The organism is Arcobacter acticola (assembly GCF_013177675.1).
Taxonomy (GTDB): Bacteria; Campylobacterota; Campylobacteria; order Campylobacterales; family Arcobacteraceae; genus Aliarcobacter; species Aliarcobacter acticola.
Genome location: NZ_CP042652.1, coordinates 2,019,542 through 2,044,365 on the forward strand (window position 1 = coordinate 2,019,542; position 24,824 = coordinate 2,044,365).

The window sequence follows — 24,824 nt, forward strand, 5'->3', positions numbered from 1 at the left end:
ATAAATGTATATAAAAAATTATTTATTTTTTATATACATTTTATTTTTTATTTTTATTAAAGAATAATGGAATATAATCAACGTATTAATTCGTAAAAGGTTGTTTTTGATATTTAAAAATTTTTTTTCTTATCTTTTTAAAAAAGTAGAAATAAAAACTCTTTTTTTAGTTGATATATTAAACATGCAAGACTTAAATGCTATTTATGGTTTTTCTAATGGCAATTATATTATAAAACAATTAAACTCAATTCTAAAAAATGAAACCAAAAACTCCATAAAAAAGATTTTAAATCGTGAATTTCATATAAAAATAAAAAATTCTCATGCCGATGTTTTCAAAATATTAATTTATGATGATTTATCAATTGAAGATATTATAAAAATAAAAAATTTAATTTATGAAAATATAGTATCAAATGATTTTAAATTACTTGATAGAAACTCATTAATAAATATTGATATAACTATAGGTTGTTCTAAAAGTGATGACAATAGAACAAAAGTTTATGCAGAAAAAGCCTTACATAATGCAAAACAAGATTTTCTTCACTATTCTTATTATGATTCATTTTTATATAAAAACGAACTAATAAATGAAGATTTAGTTGATACCATAAATTATAGTATTCAAAATAATTTAGTAGAGCCATATTTCCAAGCTATTATGGACAATAATACAAATGAAATTGTAAAATATGAAGCATTAATGAGAATATTTGATAAAGATGGAAATATGATTATGCCAAATGTTTTTATTTACAAAGCAAAAAAATGTAGACTTTATAATAAACTTATGGAAATATTATTTGATAAAATTATTATTTATATTTTAAAATATAAAATACATGTGAGTATAAATTTGGATTATATTGATATTTTAAATCCACAAATAAAAAAAACACTATTATCAAAGATAAAAAATAATAAAATTGGTTCATATTTAACTTTAGAGATCTTAGAAAGTGAAAAAGTATCAAATTTTGAGTTAGTAAATAAATTCATAAATGAAACACAACAATATGGTGTAAAAATTGCAATTGATGACTTTGGAACTGGATTTTCTAATTATGAAAATATTTTAAACCTAGAGCCGCTTGCAAATTCCACCATCATAAACTAGTGAATTTGTAAACCTACTAAACTTATCAAGCAGATCTTTTAAACTTTTAATCATTTTACCGCTTTATGGGTCAATTTTAGATAAAAAACTATTATTGGGTGCGTGCTTGATGGTTGAGTTTTAAAAATGGCTAATTTTTAGTGTTTTTAGCTAAAAGTTATGTTACCATTTTCAAACTCTGATGAATACAAACTGATAAAATACCAAATGCTAAAACAGAAGCTACTTTTGTAGCTCCTTTATAATAAATATTACTGCATCCAAAGTCTTCTTTGAGGTATTTATTTACACGCTCAACCATACTTCTTTGGTTATAGTGATGGGTATCTAAACTTTGAGTAAGGTTTAGAATTTCAAATTTCTTTTTTTCATCTTTTATAAGTTGAATTTTTCCTTTTAACTCTTTGGAGTTCTTCGGATTGATATCAATAAGCGGTCTATGATTTAGTTTTTTGGAAAAATCTCTGATAATATTGCTGTCGTATCCTGCATCTTGTAAGTCATAAAGATATGATACTTTTTTGCTTGTCTCGTTTATAAGAGGAAGTGCTACTGAGCTATCATGAACATTTGCCCCTGAATAAATAGCAGTAATAGGGATATCTCCATCTACTACACTGATATGGAGTTTCCCTCCTATCCATGTTTCAAAGTTGCCTTTGGAATTCTGTTTTCTTCCAACTCCACACTGCGTTGATACCAAAGATAGCATCTGCTTTGTGGTTTTCATATCTTCTTGTTGCTGCAAGATACTGGGTGTTTTAGGCTCTCTTGTTTCACCTTTTTTAGGTCGTCCTCTTCTTTTTGGTTTAAACTTTTCTTTTTCAACTTTTACAGGTTTTTCTCTCAGTGGTATTTTTGTTGCATCACTTGCATTATAAAAAAAGAGTGTATCCCTTAGATACTCCTTCACAAACTGCTCATGCGTCTTTTGTGCAATTTTAAGAGCACTTAACTCTTTAAATACTCTACTAAATTTAGACTCACTTGGAATATCGTTTTTATATCTCCACCCACACAAGATCCTCAGCGTTCTATCACTATGAAGTCTATCGATAAGGTCTCTGGTTGTTTGGATATTGTAAACACTCTTTGCAATAAATGCTCGTGCAATCTCTTCTCTATGCTTTGGAGTGTTTGTAATAGATACGACAGTGATATTTTTTTCAATCGCAGCAAAGTCTAATATCTTAATAAGCTTTTGCTCTTTATTTGACAACTCTTCTAATTGAAGCTCTCTTTTCAAAGAAGGAAAAAGTGAATTTTCAAGATTTAAAACCTTAGTCCACATTTTAGATAGACTTGAAGATATTTTTGGTAGAATAATTTCCATAAGTTGAATCGCTCTTCTGTTAAATTTTTGTAGTAAAAAATTATAACTTATCTGAAGTTTGATTCAACTTTTTAAAATTTAAATCAGCTTAAATTACGGGTTGTTTTTTATAATCTGCAAGTGGCTCCCTAGATATTAATTATATTAAAATTGATGGTTCTTTGATTAGAAAAATCGATGAAACAATATATTTAAATCTAATAAAAAGTATAGTTTCTTTTTCAAAAGAACAAAATATAAAAATAGTTGCTGAATTTGTGAGTGATCTAAAAACCCTAAGATACGTAAAAAGTGTCGGAATAGATTATTCACAAGGTTATCATATAGGAAAACCCATGCATATAAATGATATCATCAAAGGAAATAAATGAACCATAAGCTAGAGCAAATTACAAATTTAACTATTAATAGTTTGTTGAATAATAAAATAATTCTTCCCTCTTCATATTTTGAAAAGTTTAATCATTATGCAAAAGAAATAGAAATAAATTTAGATGATATTGATTTTACAAAAGAAATAAATAGTTTAATACTTCAAGATTTCAATAAAATTGAAGAGTATATGAAAACCATAATTTCAAGCACAATTAAACTTCAAGATAATGCAAAAGATGCTAGCAAAGCTATTTTAGATAAAGACACAGAGTCTTTAGACAATGTTTGTGAAAAGATGATTAATTTAGAAGAAGAAATCAGAAACTTAACAAATCAACTATTTATTGATGATATAACAGGTATATATAATAGAAAATGGATTTATAGTAAATTATTAGATGAGAATGCAAACTTTAAAGAAGATGGGATTTGCATATTATTAGATGTGATTGATTATGATTATATAAAAAAAGAGTATGGAGAATTACTTGCTAATAACCTCTTAGCTTTTGCAGTAAATTTCATAAATGAAAAATTAAAAGATGAAAAATATAATTTTCAAATTGCAAAATATCTTGAAAATAAATTCTTCATTTTTATTTTTGATGAAACAAGACAAGAAATTTTAAATAAAATAAAAAATCTTGAACAAATTTTATTAAAAACAACTCTTAAAAGTAATTCTGGTTTATTAATAAAAGCAAAATATGATTTTAAATTAAATTTATTTAAGAAAAATCAAAATTCAAAAAATATTTTTGAAATACTATTGGCTTACAAAAAAGAAGAATAGAATCTTCTAGTCTTTTTTGTAGCCTCATCTATTGAAATTTCAGAAAATCTAATTTTTGTATTTGCTTTAACTTGCGATAATTTAAAACAATCAATAGCTAAAACTGAACCAATTTTAGGGTAACCACCTATTGTTTGTCTATCTTTTAGAAGTATTATTGGTTGTCCATCAGATGGCACTTGAATTGCTCCAAAACTTATTCCCTCTGAAATAATTCCATTAACATCACATAATATCGACTCACCATTTAACTTACATCCCATTCTATTAAAATCATTACTCACTGTAAAACTATTTGAAAAGAACTTCTCTTTTTCTTCATTAGCAAATAAATCACTCTGATAAGATAAAACTACTCTTAAAATCAATTCATCTTCATAAGAAGGAATTAACTCTTTTTTAAATCTAGCATCAAATGAACAAGAAATTTCTTTAAAAGCTAAAATATCACCTTTTTTTAATTTATCACCATTTAATCCACCAAGATTTTCTTTTATGGTTGTACTATTGCTTCCAAACTCTTTTTTAATGTCAAAGCCACCAAAAACTCCTAAATAAACTCTAATTCCTTTTAATATTTTTCCTATTTTTATAATATCCCCTGCTTTTACATTATGGGTTTGCCAACATTGCTTAGAAATATCATTTATAAAAAGTTCACAAATTGCACCTGTAATTGCAATTTGAGTAGGAGCATTTGCTTTAAATATTACATTTGAAAAAGCAATTTCAAGGATATTTGTATCAAAGGAATTTCCAAGCATTTTATTAGCAGCATAATAAGCATACTCATCCATAACTCCTGAGTTTGTAACTCCAATATCACTGTATCCATAACGCCCCTTATCTTGAAGCATCACTAAAATAGGATTATTTATAATTTCTAAACTCATATTATTCCACCTTGAGATAAAAATTCTTCTTTTGATATAGGATTAAATTTCACTTTATATCCAACACTTAAAGGAGAAAGTTTCTCTAAGTTTTTATCAAAAAGTTCCATTGCAGTTCTACCTATAATATTCCAACCACCAGGACTTTGCTGTGGATAAACAGCTGTTTGAGTATCTGCAATTGCAACAGAACCTTTTGGAACACTTTTTCGTGGACTTGAAAGTCTAGGAACTGCAATTTTTTTATCAACACTTGCTAAAAAAGCAAAACCAGGAGAAAAACCTATTGCATAAACATCATATGATTTTGAAGAATGTATTCTTATAATTTCTTCTATTGAAAGATTAGTTTTTAAACTCATATCATTTAAATCTAAACCAACCTCATCTCCATAATATACATCAATATTTATTATTTCTTTTACACTATTATCTTGGTAATCTAAATCTATATTATTTTTTAGTATTTCAACAAAAGAAGAATAATCATATTTAAAAATATCATACAAAATATAAATACTTGTATATGAAGGAATAATTTCTCTTATTCCCTCAATATTTAGATTTTTTAATGAAAAATATGCCTTCTGTACAATACTAGCAATATCTTCACTTATTTCATTTCCAAAATAAATAACTAAAGAATCAACAGAAGCTATTTTAAATATCATTCAGTGATTTCCTTTCTAAGGATTTTTATAAATTCTAAGGCATTTTTTGTATCACCATGAACACAAAGTACATCTGTAGCCAAAGATAACTCTTTTCCACTAATACTATTTAATGTACCTTTTTCTTTTAAATCTTTAATTCTCTTTATTACTAATTGCTCATCATCAATTACAGCATTACTTTGTGATCTTGAAACCAAAGAGCCATCATCATTATAATTTCTATCCGCAAATACTTCATATAATAAAGAGATATTATAAGCTTTTGCAATTAAAGCATACTCCTCATTTTTTGGACTTGACAGTATCATTAGTTTTATATTTTTATCATAAGAAGAAATTGCACTTAATATTGCTTTGAATACATTTTCATTATTCATCATATCATGATACAAACCACCATGTGGTTTCACATAAGATACAGATGTACCATGTGCTTTACAAAAAGCATTTAATGCCCCTGTTTGATATAAAACAATTGCACTTATTTCTTCATTAGAGCAAGACATACTTCTTCTACCAAATCCTACTAAATCTTGATAACCAGGATGGGCACCAATTGTTACGTTATTTTTTTTTGCTAGAAGAACTGATTTATTCATAATAAGAGCATCACCTGCATGAAATCCACAAGCTAAATTTGCCATATCAATATATGGCATGATTTCCTCATCTAATCCCATTTTCCAAATACCAAAACTTTCACCCATATCACAATTTAATTTTATACTCATTTTGTTCCATCCTATTTCTTTCGTTTACTATACCAATTTTATTGTTTAGAAGTGTGAAATCAGTGAGTTTTTTTTATTTAGATATTAAATTTTGAGAATTTTAGTTTTTTGAATATACTGGGGAAAATTCCCCAGTTAAAAAATCTAGAATTATTTTGCAGTCATATATTTTGGTAAGAATTGTACGATTTCTGGGAAAAATGTTATTAAAACAACAGCCACAATCATTAATAAAAAGAATGGTAATGTAGCTTTTAATATATATTCAATTTTTTCTCCACTTATACTTTGTATTACAAACAATGAGAAGCCTACAGGTGGAGTTATTTGGGATAATTCAACCATAAATACTAAGAAAATACCAAACCATAAAGGATCAAATCCAGCCATTACTATAATTGGTAATACAATTGGTAAAGTCATAACTACAATAGAAATTCCATCAAGAATCATTCCTAAAATAATATACATTACTCCAATTATTAAAATCAACATCAAAGGACTTAAGCCTAATGTTCCTATAAATTCACTAATTGCCCTTGCAATTCCTAAAAATCCTACAACTTGTGATAAAAATCCAGCTCCAACTATTATAAAACTTATCATAATAGAAGTTTTTATAGTATTTAATAAAGCATTTTTCATTACATCAAAGGTAAAGCTTTTAAAATAAACTGCTAAAACAACTGCACCTAAAACACCTAAAGAAGCAGCTTCTGTAGGAGTTGCAAGACCTCCATAAATAGAACCTAAAACAACAAGTATCAAAGAAAATACTGGAAACAAATCTTTTAATGAATGAATATAATCATTCATAGTATATTTAACGTTTTCTTCTGGAACTACACTTTTATCAATTCGCGAAACAATCATTATGTAAACAGAATAAAGTGTTGCAAGTAACAATCCAGGTAGTATTCCTGCCATAAAAAGCTTACCTATTGATACATTAGATAATACTCCATAAATAATCATAATAAGAGAAGGAGGAATTAAAAAACCTAATGTTCCACTTCCAGCTAATGAGCCAAGAGCAAGTGATTTTGAATAACCTCTTTTTTTAAGTTCATCAAGTGTAATTTTTCCAACAGTTGCAGTGGTTGCTGAGCTTGAACCTGAGATTGCTGCAAAAAGTGAACATGCAGCAACATTTACATGAAGAAGTTTTCCTGGAACAAAATTCAGCCAAGGAGTCAATCCATTTAAAAGACGTGTTGAAATTGATGATTTATATAATATTTCTCCCATTAAAATAAATATTGGTAAAGCTGCAAGAGACCATGAATTCAAAGAATCATACATTGATGAAGCTAATAAATCCCCAATTTTATCAAAAATTGAAATAACAGGAGGAAGATTATTTTCAAATATCAACATACCAACAATACCAGTTAAAATAAGCGAAACTCCAATCCAGATAGAAGATAAAAGAAACACAAACATAATAAAGATTAGAACAATTGATAAAACTAATGGATCAGATATCATTTTTTAATCCTTTAATAACAAAGATTAAAACACTTAGTATAAATAAACTCAAGCCTAATGGCATAACTAATTGTGTTAAATATAATGGTGTTTGTGATACTGATTCAGAAAGCATTTCCATTTCATATGAATCAAAAGTAAATAAAATTGTGCGATAAAGTGCAAAAAGTAAAACAACAATAGTTATACTTCCTGCAAATATATCAATAAATTTATTTGATTTCTCACTCATTCTAGAAGTTAAAATATTAATTCTAATATGTGCATTTTCTTTAAAAGTATAAGATAAACCTAAAAATACTGAAGCTAAAAATAAATATCCACTATACTCATCGGCAATAAGAGTAGAAGTATTAAAAAAATATCTAATGAAGATTTCTGTTAAAATTAACAAAACCAAGGAAACTAATAATATTGAAGATAAATAAGCGCCCCACAAAGAGAGCTTATTTACTAAATTATAAAGTGTTTTCATAACTTATCTTCTATATTCTTCAAATATTTTTTTTGTTTCATCATCAGTATCAGCTAAATATTCTAGTAACAATTTATCTGCAACAATTGATAATTCTTTCTTTAAAGTTTCATTTGCTTCTGAAATTTTAATACCATTTTGAGCCATAGTATCAAGTGCATCTTTATCTTCACTTTTTACAACTTCCCATTGTTCTTTTTCAATTTCATCTGCTGCTTTTAATATTGCTTCTTGTTGAGATTTATCTAAAGAATTCCAATAGTCAAGATTAATAGTCACAGCTTGCAAAGGATAGGCATAACTAATTTTTGTAAAGTTGTTTAGAACTTCCCAAAATTTACCATCTTTACCTGATGTTGAAGAAGTGATAACTGAATCAACCATTCCCGTTCTAAGTGCTGAGTAAACCTCTCCCCAAGGAAGGGCAACTGCATTTCCCCCTGCACCATTTACAAAATCAGCAGAGTTTTTATCATATGTTCTTGTTTTTACACCTTTAAAATCTTCAATAGATTCCATTTTTTTATTTGCATAAAATCCAGATGCTGGCCATGTTACACTATAAAGAAGTTTTTGATTCCATTTTTTAGCAGTATCTTCATACGCTGGTTTTGAAATTTGATAAAGTTTATATGCATCTTCATAAGAAGTTGCAATAAAAGGTAAAGCTGAGATTCCAAAAACTTTTCCCCCACCTGCTGTAAAAGGAATAAACATATCAGCCATTGCAACTGTACCATCTTTTACTGCTTTTAAAGGATTACCTTTTACTAAAGAAGAACCTGGATGAACTGTAATATCAACACTACCTTTAGTGTAATCTTTTACTAATGAAGCAAATTTCTCGCTACCTTTTGTATGAAAATGATTTGCACTTTCTCTTTCATTTAAATCCATTTTTACATTTGCTGCAAATACAGAACCTGTAAGAGTAGCGATTAATAGACATTTTTTAAACATTGTATCTCCTTATTTTTTATATAAGGACATCATAATAATTCAAAGTGAGCATTGAGTGAGTTTTTTACATAATTATTAGGAATTTATTAATTTATACCCTTCTTGTGGTACATTAATAATCAAATCAATAGGTAATCTTTGTCTTAACTCTTTTATAAAAGTTTTTAATGCACTCATACTCATTAATTTATCTTTCCATATATACTCTTCTATTAAAGAGTATGTTAAAACTCTATTTCTATTTTCATGAAGTAAAAGTAAAAAATCTTTATCTCTTTTTCTCAAAATTATAATTTCATCTTTACAGTATAATTCACGTTTTTTCATATTAAAATAAATATCATCAGTGAATTTTATTTTATTTTCTAATCTGTCTCCAAAAGCTTTTATAATACCATTTAATAAACTTTCAGAAACCACAGGTTTTAAAATATAATGATTTATATTTAGATTTATTAAACTCAAAAGATACTCTTCACTTGAATATGCTGTTAACATAATAATAATTGTATTTAAGTCATTTTTTCTAATTTCAGAAATTAACTCAATCCCATTCTTTTTTGGCATTTCAATATCAGAAATTATAATACTAGGTTTATATTCATAATATAACTCATACCCCTCTTCACCATTTGATGCTTCATAAACATCAGCAAAATAATACTTTAAAGTATTAACTAATCTTTTTCTAATACCATCTTCATCTTCAACACATAAAACTGTATAATTTTTTAATTGTTCTGTAATATCACTCATTGTAAGCCTTGATTTTTACTTTAAAAATAGCGCCATCATCTACGTTTTCAACACTAAGCTCACCACCCATATTTTTCTCAATAATCATTTTTGACATATAAAGACCAAGTCCTGTTCCTTGTAAACTACTTTTTGTAGTGAAATATGGTTCAAAAATCAAATCTATATATTCATTTTCTACACCACCTGCATTATCTTTTATTGTAACAATTGCATAAGTATCTATGTAGTCTACTTCTAAATTAATTGTTGGATTTTTTATCTCTCTTTGAATTAAAGCATCTTTTGCATTCGACATAAGGTTTAATAACACTTGAGCAAATTCTCTTCTATACCCATATATTTCATAATTCATTTTAATATTATAATGTAAATCAATATTATGATTTTTAATGGAAGCATTTATTAAAGATATAGCTTCCATACAAGGGTCTTCTATATAAAAATGTACTTTTTGTTTATCTGGCTTAAAAAAATTCCTAAAATCATCAATAGTATATGACATAAATTGAATAAGTTTATTAGACTCTTCAATTGATTCTTTTATCATCTTATCATCTACTTTTTTAAATTTTGAAGCTGTTTCTAACTCCATAAGTATTCCAGCTACTTCACTTAAAGGTTGTCTCCATTGATGAGCTATCATTGATAGCATTGTTCCCATTCGTGCAAGTCTTGATTGATGAAGCATTGCTCTATCTTTTTTTTGAGCTTCTTCAATTGCAATTTGAATTTTTTCTTCTAAATTTTTATTTATATCTTCAAGTAAAAGTTCTTTTTTCTTCACGTTTTCTTGATATTTCTGAAATACTTCTGTAATTTTTTTTGACATGAGAAAAGATAATAAGCTAATAATTAAAATAATAAGAAAAGAAATAAATACAATCAATCTAACATATTTATCAATTTTTTCTTCTAATAACTTTTTATTCTGAAAAATAGATTTTTGAATATCATCAACATAAAGACCAGCACCTATTACCCAATTATACTTTTCATATAATCTAAAAAAACCAAGTTTTTTTGAAAAACTAACTTCTCCAGGTTTTTGCCAAAAATATTCTATAAATACGCCCTTTGGACTTTTTACTGTTTTGTCAATAAACTCTTTTGTTATAAAAGTTCCTATAGCATCTGTTAAGTCAATATCATAAGTGTTTAATCTATCTTGTCTAAAAGGATGGGCTTTTAAATAATAATTTGTATCATGTATCCAGATATAGCCATGTTTACCATAACGAATAGTTTCAGTATATTTCAAAATTTCATTTTTTAATTCATTATCATTTAATTTTGTATTATGATTTACATGAAACTCTATGTAGTTGACAATATAATCAACCTCTTTTTTTAAAATATCTTCTTGTCTTTGAAGATACTCTTTTTCAAGCCTAATGCTTTCTTCTTCAAAATAATTATATTGATTTTGTATAAAAAAATATATAGTGAAAAAAGCTACTAAAAGAACTGTAATAATAGGTGTTAAAATAATTAATTTTGGTATATTTCTTTCTGAAAACAAAAGTACTCCCTATAAAAAATCTACTTTATCCAAATCAAGTGAGATTAAAGTGAGTTTTTTATTATTTAACAAAATAAATTAATTTTTAAGGCATTAAATAATATAAGCTAGTGATTAACTAGAGATAAAAGAGAGATGAATGAAAAAAGAAAAAGTTATATGTAAAGATAAAATTGCAGTTGATTTTAATGATGGGAAAGAGTTACTACAAGATTTAGGAAAAAGTGTTACAATATTTGGAAGTGCAAGAACTTCTAGCGATGACAAATATGCAAAATTAGCAGAAAAATTAGCATTTAGACTTTCAAAGAAAAATATAAATGTAATTACAGGTGGTGGTAATGGCATTATGCAAGCTGCTAATAAAGGTGCTTTTGAAGCAAAAACAGCTGAATCAATTGGACTTAGCATTTATTTACCAAATGAAAAAACAAAAAATGAATATATTACAAAAGGTTTAACTTTTAACTACTTTTTTTCAAGAAAATATATGTTAGTAAAATACTCAAAAGCTTGTGTTATTTTTCCAGGAGGATTTGGGACATTAGATGAGATGTTTGAAGTTTTAACACTTACACAAACTGGAAAATTAAATGGTTTTAAGATTTATTTAGTTGGATGTGATTATTGGAAATATCTAATAAAATTTATAGAAAAATCTTTATATAAAGAAAATATGATTGATAAAGAGGATTTAAATATTATTACTTTAACAGATAATATTAAACAAATTGAGAAAGAGATTGTGTTATTATAAACATAAATATGTGTACAAAAATAAAAAAGGATGAGTTATGAAAAAAATCTTACTAATAACGTTTTTTCTTACAATTTTTTTGTATGCACAAAATGATAAAAAGATAACTTTACAATTAAATTGGTTAAATCAATTCCAATTTGCCGGTTATTATATGGCAAAAGAAAAAGGTTTCTACAAAGACGTAAATTTAGATGTACAAATAAAAGAATCAAATTTTAACACCGATGTAATAAAAGAAATAGAAAGCAAAAATGCAGATTTTGCAGTTGGAAGATCTTCATTAATAATTGAAAAAATAAATGGAAAAGATATTGTTGCATTATGTGCTATTTATCAAGAATCTCCTCTTATACTTTTAGTAAAAAAAGATTCAAATATAAATAGTGTAAAAGATTTAAGAAATAAAAAAATCATGATTACTCCAGATGCAAGATATTCAGCCCCAGTGTTAGCAATGTTAAGTGCAAATGAGCTTACAATAAATGATTTTATGGTACAAAAACACTCTTTTGATATTAATGACTTAATCAATAGAAAAACAGATGCAATGGCTTCTTATATCTCAAATGAACCTATTCTATTAAATGAAAAAGGAATTGAATATACAATATTTAATCCTAAAGATTTCGGATTTGATTTATATAGTGATATTTTATTTAGCTCTTCAGAATATATAAAAAACAATCCAAAAATAACAAAAGATTTTTATGAAGCAAGTTTAAAAGGTTGGAAATATGCCTTTGAAAATTTAGCTGAAACTGCTGAAATAATATATTCAAAATATAATACTCAAAATAAAACATTTACTCATTTAGTAAAAGAAGGTGAAGTTTTAAAAAAACTTGCATATACAGGAAACAATGAACTAGGTGATTTCAATGATAACAAATTAAAAAATATAGCAAATGTTTTTAAATTATTTGGCTTAGTAAATAAAGATTTAGATCTAAAAGAATTCATATATAAAGAAAACAAACCTAAAATTATAAACCTAGAAATTTCAAAACAAGAAAAAAATATAATCATAACAATTTTAATTTCATTATTTTTAATTTTTTCTTTAATTATAATTTTATTGAGAAAGAACTCTCAAACAAAAAAACTTTTACAGACTGTTATAAACTCTTCTGATGATTTGATTTATTATAAAGATAGTAAATTAAGATATATTGGTTGTAATAAAAGTTTTGAAAATTTACTTGCTAAAAAAGAAAGTGAGATTATTGGTAAAAATGATTTTGAACTCTTTGAAGAAGATCTTGCCAAAGTTTTCAGAAGAGAAGATTTTGAGGTACTTGATGAGAATAATTTAATCACAAGCAATGAATGGATTATATTTGGTCATAAAAGAATTTTTTTTCAGACTAAAAGAATACCTTTTATATACAAAAATAAAAAAATAGGAATCTTAGGCATTGCAAGGGACATAACAGGTTTATATGAAATTCAAGAAAAATTAAAAAAACAAACTTATTATGATGAACTTACAAAAATATTTAATAGAAAAGCTTATAATGAGAGAATTCAAGAAAAATTTGATTTATTTGATAGATATGATACTAATTTTACAATAGCAATGTATGATATAGATGATTTTAAAAAAATAAATGACACCTATGGACACGATATAGGAGATAAAGTTTTAGTAGAAATCACTAATGAAGTAAAATCAATTATTAGAAAAACTGACTTCTTATTTAGAGTTGGTGGGGAAGAGTTTGTTATTATTTTTGATAAAATATCACTTGATGAATCTTATGATATTGCAGAAAAAATTAGAATTAATGTTTCAAAAATGCAAATTATTGAAAATGAAAAAATTACAATAAGTATGGGTATCACGCAAGCAATAGCAAATGACAATCCTCAATCTATTTATGAAAGGGTTGATAAGCTAATGTATCAATCAAAAAGAAACAATAAAAATCAAACCACAAAGGGTTGATTTTTAACTATTTCTAGCTCTAATATTGATAAATATGATATTTGGAATTCTCTTTTGCTTTTTTTTCTTCTAATTTTTTATAAACTTGTAAAGCTCTTTGTTTTAAATCTTCATTTATTTCTTTTGTATTATACTCTTTGATTAAAACATCTAAAACCAAAATATAAACTATACAATTAAGCTTTAAAGAGTCTTCATTTCTCATTAATTTATCTAAATCAACTGCATAAACAGCCTCTGAAAATGTAAAGAATAATCTTTGTTTAATATTTTCAAGTCTATATGAATAACCCAAGATTGTTAAAAAATTTTCTTCAAATTCTTCATGAAAATTTAAATCTTCCAAATCTTTAGCAAACTTAGATATTTGCTCCTTATGTTTTGTAGCAATTTCTTCTGATTCTATTACTTTATTTTTATAGTAATAAATAAAATCACAAATTTCTTTAATTAGTTCTATAACTGATCCTTTTTCACAATTTTTGCATAGTTCGTATTATATAATGTAAATGTAAAAAATCAACATATTATAGGAATCATTATGAAAAAATCAATTATAGTATCAACATTAATTTTATCTTCAAGTTTAACATTTGCTTTTGACTTAAGTGCAATTGCAAAAAATGTAGTAGAAAATGTAACGAAAGAGCAAACAACAACGCAAGAAACAAGCACATCAAATCTTAGTGATACAACAGTTTCAAATGGACTAAAAGAAGCTTTAAAAACAGGTGTTAATTACGCAGTTACTCAATTAGGAAGCAACAATGGATATTTAAATAATACAGCTGTTAAAATACCATTACCAGATAATTTAGCAAAAGCAGAAACACTAATAAGAAGTATTGGTGGAGATAAAATGGCAGATAATTTAATAAACTCAATGAACACAGCAGCATCAAAAGCCGCTCCAAAAACAGCAGAAGTATTCGTAGAGGCAATAGATAAAATGACGCTAACAGATGCACAAGCTATTTTGTCAGGGGGAAATGATGCAGCTACAAACTACTTCAAAGCAAATACAAGTGATTCATTAAAAAAATTAATCACTCCTATTATTCAAGAAACTATGAAAGAAAATCAAGTTGCATCTTATTATGATACGGCAAATAATTTATATAAATCAAATGTAAAAGGTTTAGTTGATAATAGTGGAGTTATGGGACTTGCTAAAAATTTTGGAGTTGACTCTTTTATTCCTGGAAGTTCAGATGAAAGCTTGGATGAGTATATTACTACAAAAGCAATTGATGGATTATTTACAATGATTGGTCAAAAAGAAGCAGCAATTCGAGCGAATCCACTTGAACAAACTTCTTCAATACTCAAAGAAGTATTTGGGAAATAGACTAAGATTTTTCTTAGTCACCCCCACTTGTAGTTCTAAAATATCCTTGAATAGCATTGTTTTTTACTACACTTGTATTTAAAGTTAAGTTTAATTTCTTATTTCTTTCAAATTCATATTTATAATTTTTATCAAAGTTTTTTAATAAACCTTCATATAAATCACCTTTTAAATCAACTATAAAAATTTCTTTGTTTATTTCATAAATATAAATCAAGTTTAATATATAAGTGTTATCAATTCTATATACCATTAATTCATAGTGCTTAAACTCTTTTTTTTCTATTAAATCCATTGATTTAGCTCTTATATCACGCTTTAGCAAACCTATAAAAAAAGAAAATGCTTGCCCATTCCAAGAAACATCAGCATCAGTATGAATATACTCAATATAAAGGTTATTTGCAGTTAGGGTGAAAGCCTCTAAAACATAAGGATCATGTCTTGTTTTTGTTTCAATATTTGATATGGAAAATAGATAAAAATTGTCAGAATCTATTTTGAATTTTAATTGATTTTCTTCTAAGGTAAAATAGGGTCTTGATAGCTTTGTAATTGTTTTAAAAAATGATTTAAAAGCATTTGTGATCATACCCATATTGAAGCCTTTTATTTAATCTTAAGAATTGTACTTTAACATATTTAAATCATTTATACAAGTATTTTGTAATAATTTTATTAAATCTTTTTTTTAGATATAATCAATTTAATAATAATTAGGAAATATATGAATATAGAAAATTACTTTGAAAAAAATGAGATTATAAAAAATCTTGGGAAATATGAACTTTTTTACCAGGTTACTTTGGGAAATCTAATCAGTCTAACTAATGCAAAAGATATGAATTATGAAATAGAATTCCAACTAGCTCTTGGATCTATTTATGAACTACTAAAAGACTTAAGAAGCCTAGAAGATGAAAGTATATCATTTGAAGAAGAACTAAAAAAACAAGCCGCAATGGATGCTGTTCAAAACTTTGCAAATGAAAATCTAGAACTATTAAAAAATGGTGAAATAAAAATAGAAAAAATAGTAAATCACATAAATGATGGAATATTTTTTAATGAAGCCATGGAAGTTGTCTGCAATGAGAATCTAGAACATCAAATTGAAAAATGGGAACAAATAATTACATCTGATTTAGCAAAAGCAATATTAGAAAGTATTCAAGAATTAGAAAAAAATGAAAACTAAAATTCCTAAGAATTTTAGTTTTGTGAATCTAAACTTCTTTTAAAAAGAGCCAAAGTTGAAACAAAAAACACTACTCCAATAATAAAAATAATTAACATCTTTTCCCAAATAATACTAAGACCTGCTCCTTTAAATAAAATTGCTTGAGATAAGTCCACAAAATGACTTGTAGGCATTAGTTTCATAAGCTCTTGTAAAATCATAGGCATACTTTCATAGGGGGTAATACTTCCAGAAAGTAGCATTAAAGGCAAAATAGCTAAAATAAATATCATTCCTAATTGTGGCATATTTTTAACAATTGTTCCCATAAATACTCCCATAGATGTAGTTGCAAATAAAACTAAAAAAGTACACAATAAATACAAAGGAACAGAACCACTCAAAGGTATTTTCAAAATAAGCTCAATAACAACCAATAAACTAAAAGATACACAAACTAAAACCACTAAACAAGTAGAAAGTATTTTTGAAAGCATAATTTCGAAAGCTCGTAAAGGCATTACCATAAGATGTTCAATTGTTCCATGTTCCCTCTCTCTTACAAGAGCAGCACCTGAAAGTAAAATAGAAATCATTACAATATTATTTATAATTTCATTTATACTACCAAACCACATACTAGTAAGATTTGGATTATATTTATATCTACTTACAATTTTTGGATTAACTGAATTATCATATGTTCCTTTTAAAAAAGTTTGAACTTCTTGAGTTATTATATTTTGAATATATCCTGAACCAATTCCTGCTTGTGTCATTCTTGTAGCATCTATATTTGCCAAAATATCAGGAGATTTTCCTCCTAGTACATCTTTTTCAAAATCTGCTGGTATTAAGATAATAAAAGTGTAATATCCTGAATCTAAATTAGCATTAACATCATTATAAGAAATCATAACAGGAGTATTAAATCTAGGCTTCATAAAGGAATCTATGATTCTAGTAGAAAGAGTTGATTTATCACTATCTACAAAAGCAATAGAGGCATTACGAAGTTCTGTAGAGGTTTGAGTTCCTCCTATATAAATTGCAAAGGAAAAAGAGTAAATTACCAATAAAACCATAACCTTGTCATAGAAAAGTGTTTTTAACTCTTTTATACTTAAATTATATATATTTAAAAAAGTTCTCATCATTATTTTTCCTGTTTTTTTAAAACAAATAAACTTAACATTATAATCACAACAGTAGAAATACTTAAAGCAAAAAACTCAAGATGTAAATCAGAAAAAGAAACATTTTTACTAAATAATCCTCTACTTATATTTATAAAATATGTTACAGGAAAAGCTTCACCTATTAGTCTTCCTATTCCTTCTAAGGAACTAACAGGATCTTTTAATCCTGCAAATTGAACTGTTGGTAAAAGTGTAAAAATTGCGGTTCCAGCAAGGGCTGCTATTTGTGTTTTTGCAAAAGATGACATTAGAAGTCCAATTCCAGTTGTACAAATAATATAGAGTAAAGCTGCAAAACTTAAAGTAAAAAAACTTCCTTTTAAAGGAACATCAAATATAAATACTGCAAAAAATACAAGAATAAAAAAACTAATCATACTAACAAATACATAAGGCAATTGTTTCCCTAATAAAAACTCCAATTTAGTAACAGGTGTTGCATAAAAATTTGTAATTGAACCTAACTCTTTTTCTCTCACAACACTAAGCGCCATCAAAATTGCAGGTATAAAAATCAAAAGCATAGGAATAACAGCAGGAACAATAGAATAAATACTTTTAAAATCCTGGTTATATCTATATCTTAAAAGAATATTTACATCTGAGATTATATTCATTCCAAAATTTTCTTTATAAAATCTTTTTATATAATTATAATGCAAGCCTTGAACATATCCATGAATTGTCTCTGCTCGAAAAGGAAAAGTACCATCTATCCAAACAGCTATTTCTTCAGAATAACCTTTAGTAAGATTCTTACCAAAATCAGGAGGAATAACAAATGCAAGACTTATCTCGCCTTTTTTCATTCTTTCATCTAATTGCGCAAAAGAGTCCAAAGATTCTTTTTCTAAAAAATAACGCGAGCCTGCAATATTTTCTATATAACTTTGACTTAAAGGAGTTTTATCTTGATCTAAAACTGCAAATTTTAAATCTTCAACATCTAAGCTTATTCCATATCCAATAACAAACATTAAAATAACAGTTCCAAGTAGTGCAAAAGTAAGTCTTACTTTATCTCTAAATAGTTCTAATGATTCACGATAGCTATATCCAATAACTCTTAGAAGAGAAAAAAAGCTATTGTTTTTACTTTTCTGTACACTTGTATTAAAACTTAGTTCTTCAGTTTTTTCTTCATTTGCAGTTTTTCCTACAGCTTCTTCTAGATATGAGATAAAAGCCTCTTCTAATGTATCTTTATTTTTTAAAGATATAAGCTCTTTGGGAGTATTTGTAATTAAAACTTTTCCTTGGTGCATCAAAGAAATTCTATCGCATCTTGCACCTTCATTCATAAAGTGAGTAGAAATAAAAATAGTTACATTGTCATTTCTTGATAAATCAATTAAAAGTTCCCAAAAATTATCTCTAGAAATTGGATCAACACCTGAAGTTGGTTCATCTAAAATAAGCATTTTAGGTTTGTGAATAACAGCTGTTGCCAAAGAAAGTCTTTGTTTTATACCCAAAGGTAAATCTATTGCTAAATTGTCTTTATAATCTTTTAAATCGAATTTTTCTAAAAGATATTCTATTCTTTCTTCTCTATCTTCTTTTATATGAAAAAGCTTTGCATGTAATTCTAAGTTTTCTAAAATAGTTAATTCATTGTATAGGGAAAAAGCTTGGGTCATATATCCTACTTTTTCTTTCATCTGCAAAGAATTATCTTTTACTTCTTCTCCAAAAAGTTTAGCTTTTCCACTTGTAGGGGTTAGTAGTCCTGTTAGCATTTTCATTGTTGTAGTTTTTCCACAACCATTTGAGCCTAAGAAACCAAAAATTTCACCTTGTTTTATTTTTAGATTTACATTATTAACTGCAATAAAATCACCAAATTGCATAATTAGGTTTTCAGCCTCAATTGCATAATCATCTTTATAATCATTTTTTACAGGAACTACAAGTTTTTTATGCCCTACTCTTTTTTCTTGGGGTAAAAGTTGGATAAAAGCATCATCAATATTATCGCATTTTGTTTTTCCTAAAAGCTCTTTTAACGTTCCTTCTAAAAGAATTTTCCCATCATCCATGGCAATAATAGTGTCAAAGCTAGCAGCCTCTTCCATATAAGCTGTTGCTATTAAAACACTCATATTTTCATTTTTTTCTTTTATACTAGATATTAGTTTCCAAAATTCTCTTCTTGATAAAGGATCAATACCTGTAGTTGGTTCATCTAAAATCAAAAGATCAGGATCATGAATCAAAGCACAACAAAGTCCTAGTTTTTGTTTCATTCCTCCTGAAAGTTTCCCTGCTGGTCTATCTTTGAATTGAAGTAAACCTGTACTTTTTAATAGTTGAAGAATTCTTTCATTTCTTTCTTTTTTTTCTTGTCCAAAGAGTCTTGCAAAAAATTCTATATTTTCATAAACACTTAAAGTCATATATAGGTTCTTCCCTAAACCTTGTGGCATATATGCAATTCTTGTACAGATATGTTTTCTGTAGTTTTTATCTTTTATTTTATCACCTAAAACTTCTACCTCTCCTATTTGAATTATCTTCACACCTGAAATTATAGAAAGAAGTGTTGATTTTCCTACTCCATCAGGTCCAATGAATCCTATCATTTTACCTGCTGGAATATCTAAAGTAATATTTTCAAGTGCTATAATATTTCCATATTTATGGGAAAGGTTATTTATTCTAGCAACAAAATCACTCATTTTATTCACTTAATCTTTTTGGTAAAGTACTTAAAGATTCTGGCCAAGGCGTATTTTTATCATATTTAATATATGCAATTCCTGGCAGTCCGGTTTTTATTTCTTTAAAATATTTTTCTAAAACTGTTGCATCAATTCTAACTTTTACTCTAAACATCAGTTTTTCTCTTTCTGCTTGTGTTTCTATCTCTTTTGGAGTAAATTGAGCTAAGGGTGAAACAAAAGTTACATGAGCTGGTATTGTTACATTTGGAACAGCATCTAATACAATCCTAGCTTCTGAATCAATATTTACAAGTCCTGCTTGGGAAGTTGGAAGAAAAATATTCATATAGGTATTCATTAAATCAAGAACAACTAAAACCTTCCCACCACTTGCAACTACTTCACCATTTTGAGCAATTTTATATAAAACTCTTCCTTTTATAGGTGAATAAAGTTTTGAATCTTCTATATTTACTTTTATAGTTTCCATTTGAGCAATTGCTGCATTTATTGTAGCATCAGCACTTATTACTTGACTTTTAGCAGCACTTAAAGCAGCTTTTGCGCTTTGTAGTTCTGCCTCATTTTTTTGATATTCAGCAAGAGGGATACTTTTACTTTTATATAAAGAATTTGCTCTATCATAATTTTTTTTCACTAAGTTTAATGCACTTTCTTTTTCTTGAACGATTGCTAAAGTATAGTTTTTATTTTCAATTGCTTGTTGTTTATAAGCTGTAACTTCTTGCAATTTTGCATTTAATTCTTTTATATCAAGAGAAGCTAAAAGTTCATCTTTTTGTATTAAAGAGCCTTCATCTACACTAATGTTTAGTAATCTTCCTGCTAATTTTGATGAAATATCAACTTGAGTAGTTTCAATTCTACCATTTCCAACAGCAAATCCTTCAGGGACTTTTGATTGTTTATTTGCAATCACATAAAAATAAACAGCTGCAGAAACTGCAAGCAAAAAAAGTAAAACTATTATTCTTTTCAACATTCTATTCTCCTAATTTTCACATAAAGCATCTAATAAAATATTTGAAATAAATTCTTCAATATAATTTAATATTTTTTTATTATCTTTATCTAAATTTTTAATATTTTTTAATTCTAAAGGTGTTTTTTGCATTGAATAATAAGTAAATATTGTTCCAAGAATCATGGCTTTTATTTGATAAAAATCAGTATTTTTGTATTTTTCTTTTAGATTCAATTGTAATACAATTTTTTTCATACAAATAATGTCATTTTCAATATTATTTGAAATATTACTTTCAATACCTATATCAAAACCTGCCATTTCTCGAAGAGTTAAAGGAATTATATTAGGATTATCACCCATAGTATTAATTAATGATTTAATATATTGTTTAAATTTTTCTTTAGGTTCTAAAGTACTATTAGCTATGGCTTCTCTCTCATCTTTATCTAATTGAATAAGAGAAAGTATAACCTCATTGTATAAACTTTTTTTGTCTTTAAAGTGATAATAAATAGTCGCTTTATTAATTTCTAGTTTTTTAGCAAGATTATTCATACTCAAAGCACTATAACCCAAAATAGCAAATTCACTTGTTGCAATATCTAAAATATGTTCTTTTATCATAAGATGCTCGATTCTTAGTAACTAACCGTTCGGTTAGATTAAGTATAAGATAATAAAGATTAAATGTAAATTAGATTAAGTATAAGATAATAAAGATTAAATGTAAATAAGAATTATTAAAAAAGAAAGTAAGTTAAATGGAATAAATAAAAAACTAGCTCTCAAAATAATTAAAAGAGCTAGTTGTATAAAGATTCAAGGCGAAGTGAAATTTTTGAGATTGAACGTACATTAGTACGTGATTGAACAAAAATTTTACTTCAACGCAGAAGATTTATGCAAATAGCTCTTTTAAAGAGCTTTTGCTGTGATTCTTGATAATCTTTGTGCGAAAGCTACAGTATCTGTAATATCCATACCCTCAGATAATTTTGCTTGATCTAATAAAATCCAAGATACATCTTCGATTGTAGAATCATCTGCACAACCATTTAATTTTTTTACGATTTCATGGTCTGGATTGATTTCTAAAATTGGAGCTGATGCGGGCATTTCTTGTCCCATTGCTCTCATCATTTGCATCATTTGAGCCATTTGTGCATCACCTGCATCTTTTGTTACACAAGATGGAGATTCACTTAATCTTGTAGTGATTTTTACTTCTTTTACTGCATCACCTAATTTATCTTTAATTTTTTCAACGATAGATTTGAATTTTTCTTCAACTTCTTTTTTCTCTTCTTCGTTTTGTTCAACTTTTGGAGGCTCACAAGCTGTAATATCTTTGAATTCCCATTCTTTAAAAGCACCCATAGTTGGAGTTATAATCTCATCAATTTCTTTATCATCTAAGATTAAAACTTCAATTTCATTTTTCTTATAAGATTCTAATAATGGAGAGCTTTTTAATACTTTTTCATTTTCACCAACGATATAGTAAATAGCTTTTTGCTCTGAATCAGCTCTATCTTTATAAGCTTCTAGTGAAGTCATTTTCCCAGCTTCAGTTTTTGTTGATTTGTATCTTAATAACTCTAAGATAGCATCTTTATTTGTATAATCTTGGTAAACACCCTCTTTTAAAGGTCTGATATATTGAGCTATAAATTCTGCATATTTTTCTTCATCTTTAGAAAGTTTTTTGATTTCTGAAAGTATTTTCTTAACAGATGATTGTTTAATATTTGCCATTACTCTATTTTCTTGTAAAATCTCTCTAGATACATTTAATGGTAAATCTTCTGAATCAATAATACCTCTTACAAATCTTAAGTAAGTTGGTAATAATTCTTTTTCAGAATCTGTGATAAATACTCTTTTAACATAAAGCTTAACACCTGGTTGGAAATCAGCTCTATACATATCCATTGGTGCTGTTTTAGGAATATAAAATAGTGTCGTATATTCACTAACACCTTCTACTTTTGTATGAATTGAAAGCATTGGATCTGTTGAATCATGAGAAATTGATTTATAAAAATCATTATACTCTTGCTCTTTTAGTTTAGCTTTTGCTTGCATCCATAAAGCTGTTGCTTCATTTATTTTTTCTCTTTTATCTTCAATAGATTTAGCAGCTTCTTTTCCTGCTTTTTTATCATCTTCACTTAAAGTTTCAGTAACTTCTTCTTTATAGTTTAAGAAGATTGGATATGCAATATGATTTGAATATTTTTCAACAATATTTTTAATTCTATATTTACTTGCAAATTCACTAGCTTCTTCATCTTTTAATTTAATATAAATAACAGTTCCAGATGATTCTTTTGTACAAGGTACTAAATCAAATTCACCTGTACCATTTGATGACCATTTGTAAGCTGTTTCAGAGCCTGCTTTTTTAGAAATAACATCTATGTTATCAGCCACCATAAATACAGAGTAAAAACCAACACCGAATTGACCAATAAGGTTTGAATCTTTTTTAGCATCACCTGTTAGTGCTTCAACAAATGATTTTGTACCTGATTTTGCAATTGTACCAATAGAAGCAATTAAATCTTCATCATTCATACCAATACCATTATCTGAAATAGTTAAAGACTTATCAGCTTCATCAAAAGAGATATTAACTTCACCTTTCCAAGTAGCATAAGCGTCTTTTAAATTTTCATCTGTAAGTCTTAAATAGTTTAATTTATCGATTGCATCACTTGCATTTGATACAAGTTCTCTTATAAAAATCTCTTTATTTGAGTATAAAGAGTGTGTCATTAAGTGTAATAATTGTCCTACTTCTGTTTGAAATTGATGTTTTGCCATTATAATTTCTCCTATAATTTATTAATTTTAGAACAGAATTTTATCAAAACTTTATAAAAGGAAGCTAAAGTTTTTATTAAAATTAGCACTTTTTATATAAGAGTGCTAATTTTTAAGTAGATTATTTAAACTCTGTTTTTTCAAAGTTCTGTAAATATCGAAATCACTATCAATACTTACTATATTTTTAATTTTTTCTTTATTTGAAATATACATCAAAGTTCCATCAGCTAAATCCATAGGAATATCAATATATTTTTCCATCATTACCCTAATATTTGATATTTCATCTTGTGAAATATCATAAACTTCAACTCCACCAACTTCACACCATTTTAAAAAATCAATTTGAACATTAAGATTAAAATCAAGCATATGAGAAACTTCTGTTATAACAGCCCAAGAAGTGATTAATTTACCATTGTATGATTTTAAAAATTCAACTACTTTTAAATGATACTTATCACTCCTATCAAAAAGTGCAATCAACGGACCGCTGTCAATGATTGTTTTTTGCATTTATTTTATCTTTTATTTTTTGTTTATAAGTTGTAGATAAATCATCTCTTCCACTTGAATATTTACCAAAAAATTCACTTCCTAGTTCATAAGGAGTTTTTTCTTTTGATTCATTTTTTGTCATATCAAAATAGTATGTTAAGGCATCTTTGATAATTTTACTTTTTGAAATATGCTTTTGTTGAGCTAAGAAATTGAGTTGATTTTGAGTATTTTCATCTAATCTTATAGATAACATTTCTATTCCTTTTTAGTTTTGTATTACATATTGTA

The 24,824-nt window shown here is 26.5% G+C and carries 25 protein-coding genes; 7 read left to right on the top strand and 18 right to left on the bottom strand.

Annotated features, from left to right (window positions below; translation table 11 throughout):
* The first annotated feature begins 106 nt into the window (after positions 1 to 106).
* Positions 107 to 1,123: an EAL domain-containing protein gene (locus AACT_RS10390; RefSeq protein ID WP_172126732.1), complete on the top strand. Its 1,017-nt coding sequence runs from the start codon at positions 107 to 109 to the stop codon at positions 1,121 to 1,123.
* A 157-nt stretch (positions 1,124 to 1,280) separates the two neighbouring features.
* Here AACT_RS10390 and AACT_RS10395 read toward each other — a convergent pair whose 3' ends face one another.
* Positions 1,281 to 2,456 carry a transposase gene (locus tag AACT_RS10395; RefSeq protein WP_172124464.1) on the bottom strand — a complete coding sequence of 392 codons (1,176 nt, stop codon included), beginning with the start codon at positions 2,454 to 2,456 and terminating at the stop codon, positions 1,281 to 1,283.
* A gap of 134 nt (positions 2,457 to 2,590) precedes the next feature.
* Here AACT_RS10395 and AACT_RS10400 point away from each other — a divergent pair, with 134 nt between their 5' ends.
* The gene (locus AACT_RS10400; RefSeq protein WP_272953577.1) at positions 2,591 to 2,827 is read left to right on the top strand and encodes an EAL domain-containing protein; all 237 of its coding nucleotides are present in this window, start codon (positions 2,591 to 2,593) and stop codon (positions 2,825 to 2,827) included.
* A complete protein-coding gene (locus AACT_RS10405) occupies positions 2,824 to 3,624 on the top strand; it encodes a diguanylate cyclase domain-containing protein (RefSeq protein WP_172126734.1) in 801 nt (266 codons plus the stop codon). The genes AACT_RS10400 and AACT_RS10405 overlap by 4 nt, the downstream gene beginning before the upstream one ends.
* Here the strand turns inward: AACT_RS10405 and AACT_RS10410 are convergent.
* The 8 genes from AACT_RS10410 to AACT_RS10445 form a co-directional block, all read right to left on the bottom strand.
* The gene (locus AACT_RS10410; RefSeq protein ID WP_172126735.1) at positions 3,606 to 4,517 is read right to left on the bottom strand and encodes a 5-oxoprolinase subunit C family protein; all 912 of its coding nucleotides are present in this window, start codon (positions 4,515 to 4,517) and stop codon (positions 3,606 to 3,608) included. The genes AACT_RS10405 and AACT_RS10410 overlap by 19 nt on opposite strands.
* Entirely contained in the window at positions 4,514 to 5,188 is a 675-nt protein-coding gene (gene pxpB / locus AACT_RS10415; RefSeq protein WP_172126736.1) for a 5-oxoprolinase subunit PxpB, read from the bottom strand. Before pxpB ends, AACT_RS10410 begins: the two co-directional genes overlap by 4 nt.
* Positions 5,185 to 5,922 carry a 5-oxoprolinase subunit PxpA gene (locus AACT_RS10420; protein ID WP_172126737.1) on the bottom strand — a complete coding sequence of 246 codons (738 nt, stop codon included), beginning with the start codon at positions 5,920 to 5,922 and terminating at the stop codon, positions 5,185 to 5,187. The genes pxpB and AACT_RS10420 overlap by 4 nt, the downstream gene beginning before the upstream one ends.
* A gap of 150 nt (positions 5,923 to 6,072) precedes the next feature.
* Positions 6,073 to 7,410 carry a TRAP transporter large permease gene (locus tag AACT_RS10425; protein WP_172126738.1) on the bottom strand — a complete coding sequence of 446 codons (1,338 nt, stop codon included), beginning with the start codon at positions 7,408 to 7,410 and terminating at the stop codon, positions 6,073 to 6,075.
* Entirely contained in the window at positions 7,400 to 7,885 is a 486-nt protein-coding gene (locus AACT_RS10430; protein ID WP_172126739.1) for a TRAP transporter small permease subunit, read from the bottom strand. The genes AACT_RS10425 and AACT_RS10430 overlap by 11 nt, the downstream gene beginning before the upstream one ends.
* A gap of 3 nt (positions 7,886 to 7,888) precedes the next feature.
* A complete protein-coding gene (locus tag AACT_RS10435; RefSeq protein ID WP_172126740.1) occupies positions 7,889 to 8,845 on the bottom strand; it encodes a TRAP transporter substrate-binding protein in 957 nt (318 codons plus the stop codon).
* Positions 8,846 to 8,920: 75 nt separating this feature from the next.
* Positions 8,921 to 9,601 (bottom strand): response regulator transcription factor, encoded by a 681-nt coding sequence (locus AACT_RS10440; protein ID WP_172126741.1) that lies wholly within the window; start codon positions 9,599 to 9,601, stop codon positions 8,921 to 8,923.
* The gene (locus tag AACT_RS10445) at positions 9,594 to 11,123 is read right to left on the bottom strand and encodes a cache domain-containing protein (protein ID WP_172126742.1); all 1,530 of its coding nucleotides are present in this window, start codon (positions 11,121 to 11,123) and stop codon (positions 9,594 to 9,596) included. Before AACT_RS10445 ends, AACT_RS10440 begins: the two co-directional genes overlap by 8 nt.
* A 139-nt stretch (positions 11,124 to 11,262) precedes the next feature.
* Between AACT_RS10445 and AACT_RS10450 the strand changes: the two genes are divergently transcribed.
* Together AACT_RS10450 and AACT_RS10455 are read left to right on the top strand one after the other, a co-directional pair.
* Complete coding sequence (locus AACT_RS10450) at positions 11,263 to 11,880, top strand: LOG family protein (RefSeq protein WP_172126743.1); 618 nt, start codon at positions 11,263 to 11,265, stop codon at positions 11,878 to 11,880.
* Between the two features lie 37 nt (positions 11,881 to 11,917).
* A complete protein-coding gene (locus AACT_RS10455) occupies positions 11,918 to 13,828 on the top strand; it encodes a GGDEF domain-containing protein (RefSeq protein ID WP_172126744.1) in 1,911 nt (636 codons plus the stop codon).
* A 19-nt stretch (positions 13,829 to 13,847) separates the two neighbouring features.
* Here the strand turns inward: AACT_RS10455 and AACT_RS10460 are convergent, their stop codons facing one another.
* Positions 13,848 to 14,174, bottom strand: a complete 327-nt coding sequence (locus tag AACT_RS10460; RefSeq protein WP_172126745.1) for a hypothetical protein — start codon at positions 14,172 to 14,174, stop codon at positions 13,848 to 13,850.
* 195 nt (positions 14,175 to 14,369) lie between these two features.
* Here AACT_RS10460 and AACT_RS10465 point away from each other — a divergent pair, with 195 nt between their 5' ends.
* Positions 14,370 to 15,176, top strand: a complete 807-nt coding sequence (locus AACT_RS10465; protein WP_172126746.1) for a DUF4197 domain-containing protein — start codon at positions 14,370 to 14,372, stop codon at positions 15,174 to 15,176.
* Positions 15,177 to 15,189: 13 nt separating this feature from the next.
* Here AACT_RS10465 and AACT_RS10470 read toward each other — a convergent pair whose 3' ends face one another.
* Positions 15,190 to 15,774, bottom strand: coding sequence for a hypothetical protein (locus tag AACT_RS10470; RefSeq protein WP_172126747.1), 585 nt, complete (start codon positions 15,772 to 15,774; stop codon positions 15,190 to 15,192).
* A 129-nt stretch (positions 15,775 to 15,903) separates the two neighbouring features.
* Between AACT_RS10470 and AACT_RS10475 the strand changes: the two genes are divergently transcribed.
* Positions 15,904 to 16,374 (top strand): hypothetical protein, encoded by a 471-nt coding sequence (locus AACT_RS10475; RefSeq protein WP_172126748.1) that lies wholly within the window; start codon positions 15,904 to 15,906, stop codon positions 16,372 to 16,374.
* Positions 16,375 to 16,388: 14 nt separating this feature from the next.
* On the opposite strand, the gene AACT_RS10480 is transcribed toward AACT_RS10475, so the two are convergent.
* From AACT_RS10480 to AACT_RS10510, 7 genes are all read right to left on the bottom strand, one after another.
* Positions 16,389 to 17,513: an ABC transporter permease gene (locus AACT_RS10480; protein ID WP_172126749.1), complete on the bottom strand. Its 1,125-nt coding sequence runs from the start codon at positions 17,511 to 17,513 to the stop codon at positions 16,389 to 16,391.
* Positions 17,513 to 20,233 (bottom strand): ribosome-associated ATPase/putative transporter RbbA, encoded by a 2,721-nt coding sequence (gene rbbA / locus AACT_RS10485; protein ID WP_172126750.1) that lies wholly within the window; start codon positions 20,231 to 20,233, stop codon positions 17,513 to 17,515. The genes AACT_RS10480 and rbbA overlap by 1 nt, the downstream gene beginning before the upstream one ends.
* Position 20,234: 1 nt before the next feature.
* Positions 20,235 to 21,221 carry an HlyD family secretion protein gene (locus AACT_RS10490; RefSeq protein ID WP_172126751.1) on the bottom strand — a complete coding sequence of 329 codons (987 nt, stop codon included), beginning with the start codon at positions 21,219 to 21,221 and terminating at the stop codon, positions 20,235 to 20,237.
* A 9-nt stretch (positions 21,222 to 21,230) separates the two neighbouring features.
* Positions 21,231 to 21,830, bottom strand: a complete 600-nt coding sequence (locus AACT_RS10495) for a TetR/AcrR family transcriptional regulator (protein WP_172126752.1) — start codon at positions 21,828 to 21,830, stop codon at positions 21,231 to 21,233.
* A 291-nt stretch (positions 21,831 to 22,121) separates the two neighbouring features.
* Positions 22,122 to 24,032 (bottom strand): molecular chaperone HtpG, encoded by a 1,911-nt coding sequence (gene htpG, locus AACT_RS10500; RefSeq protein ID WP_172126753.1) that lies wholly within the window; start codon positions 24,030 to 24,032, stop codon positions 22,122 to 22,124.
* Between the two features lie 105 nt (positions 24,033 to 24,137).
* On the bottom strand, positions 24,138 to 24,551 hold the full coding sequence (locus tag AACT_RS10505; protein ID WP_172126754.1) for a type II toxin-antitoxin system VapC family toxin: 414 nt from the start codon (positions 24,549 to 24,551) through the stop codon (positions 24,138 to 24,140).
* Positions 24,532 to 24,789, bottom strand: coding sequence for a ribbon-helix-helix domain-containing protein (locus AACT_RS10510; protein WP_172126755.1), 258 nt, complete (start codon positions 24,787 to 24,789; stop codon positions 24,532 to 24,534). The genes AACT_RS10505 and AACT_RS10510 overlap by 20 nt, the downstream gene beginning before the upstream one ends.
* Positions 24,790 to 24,824: the final 35 nt, after the last annotated feature.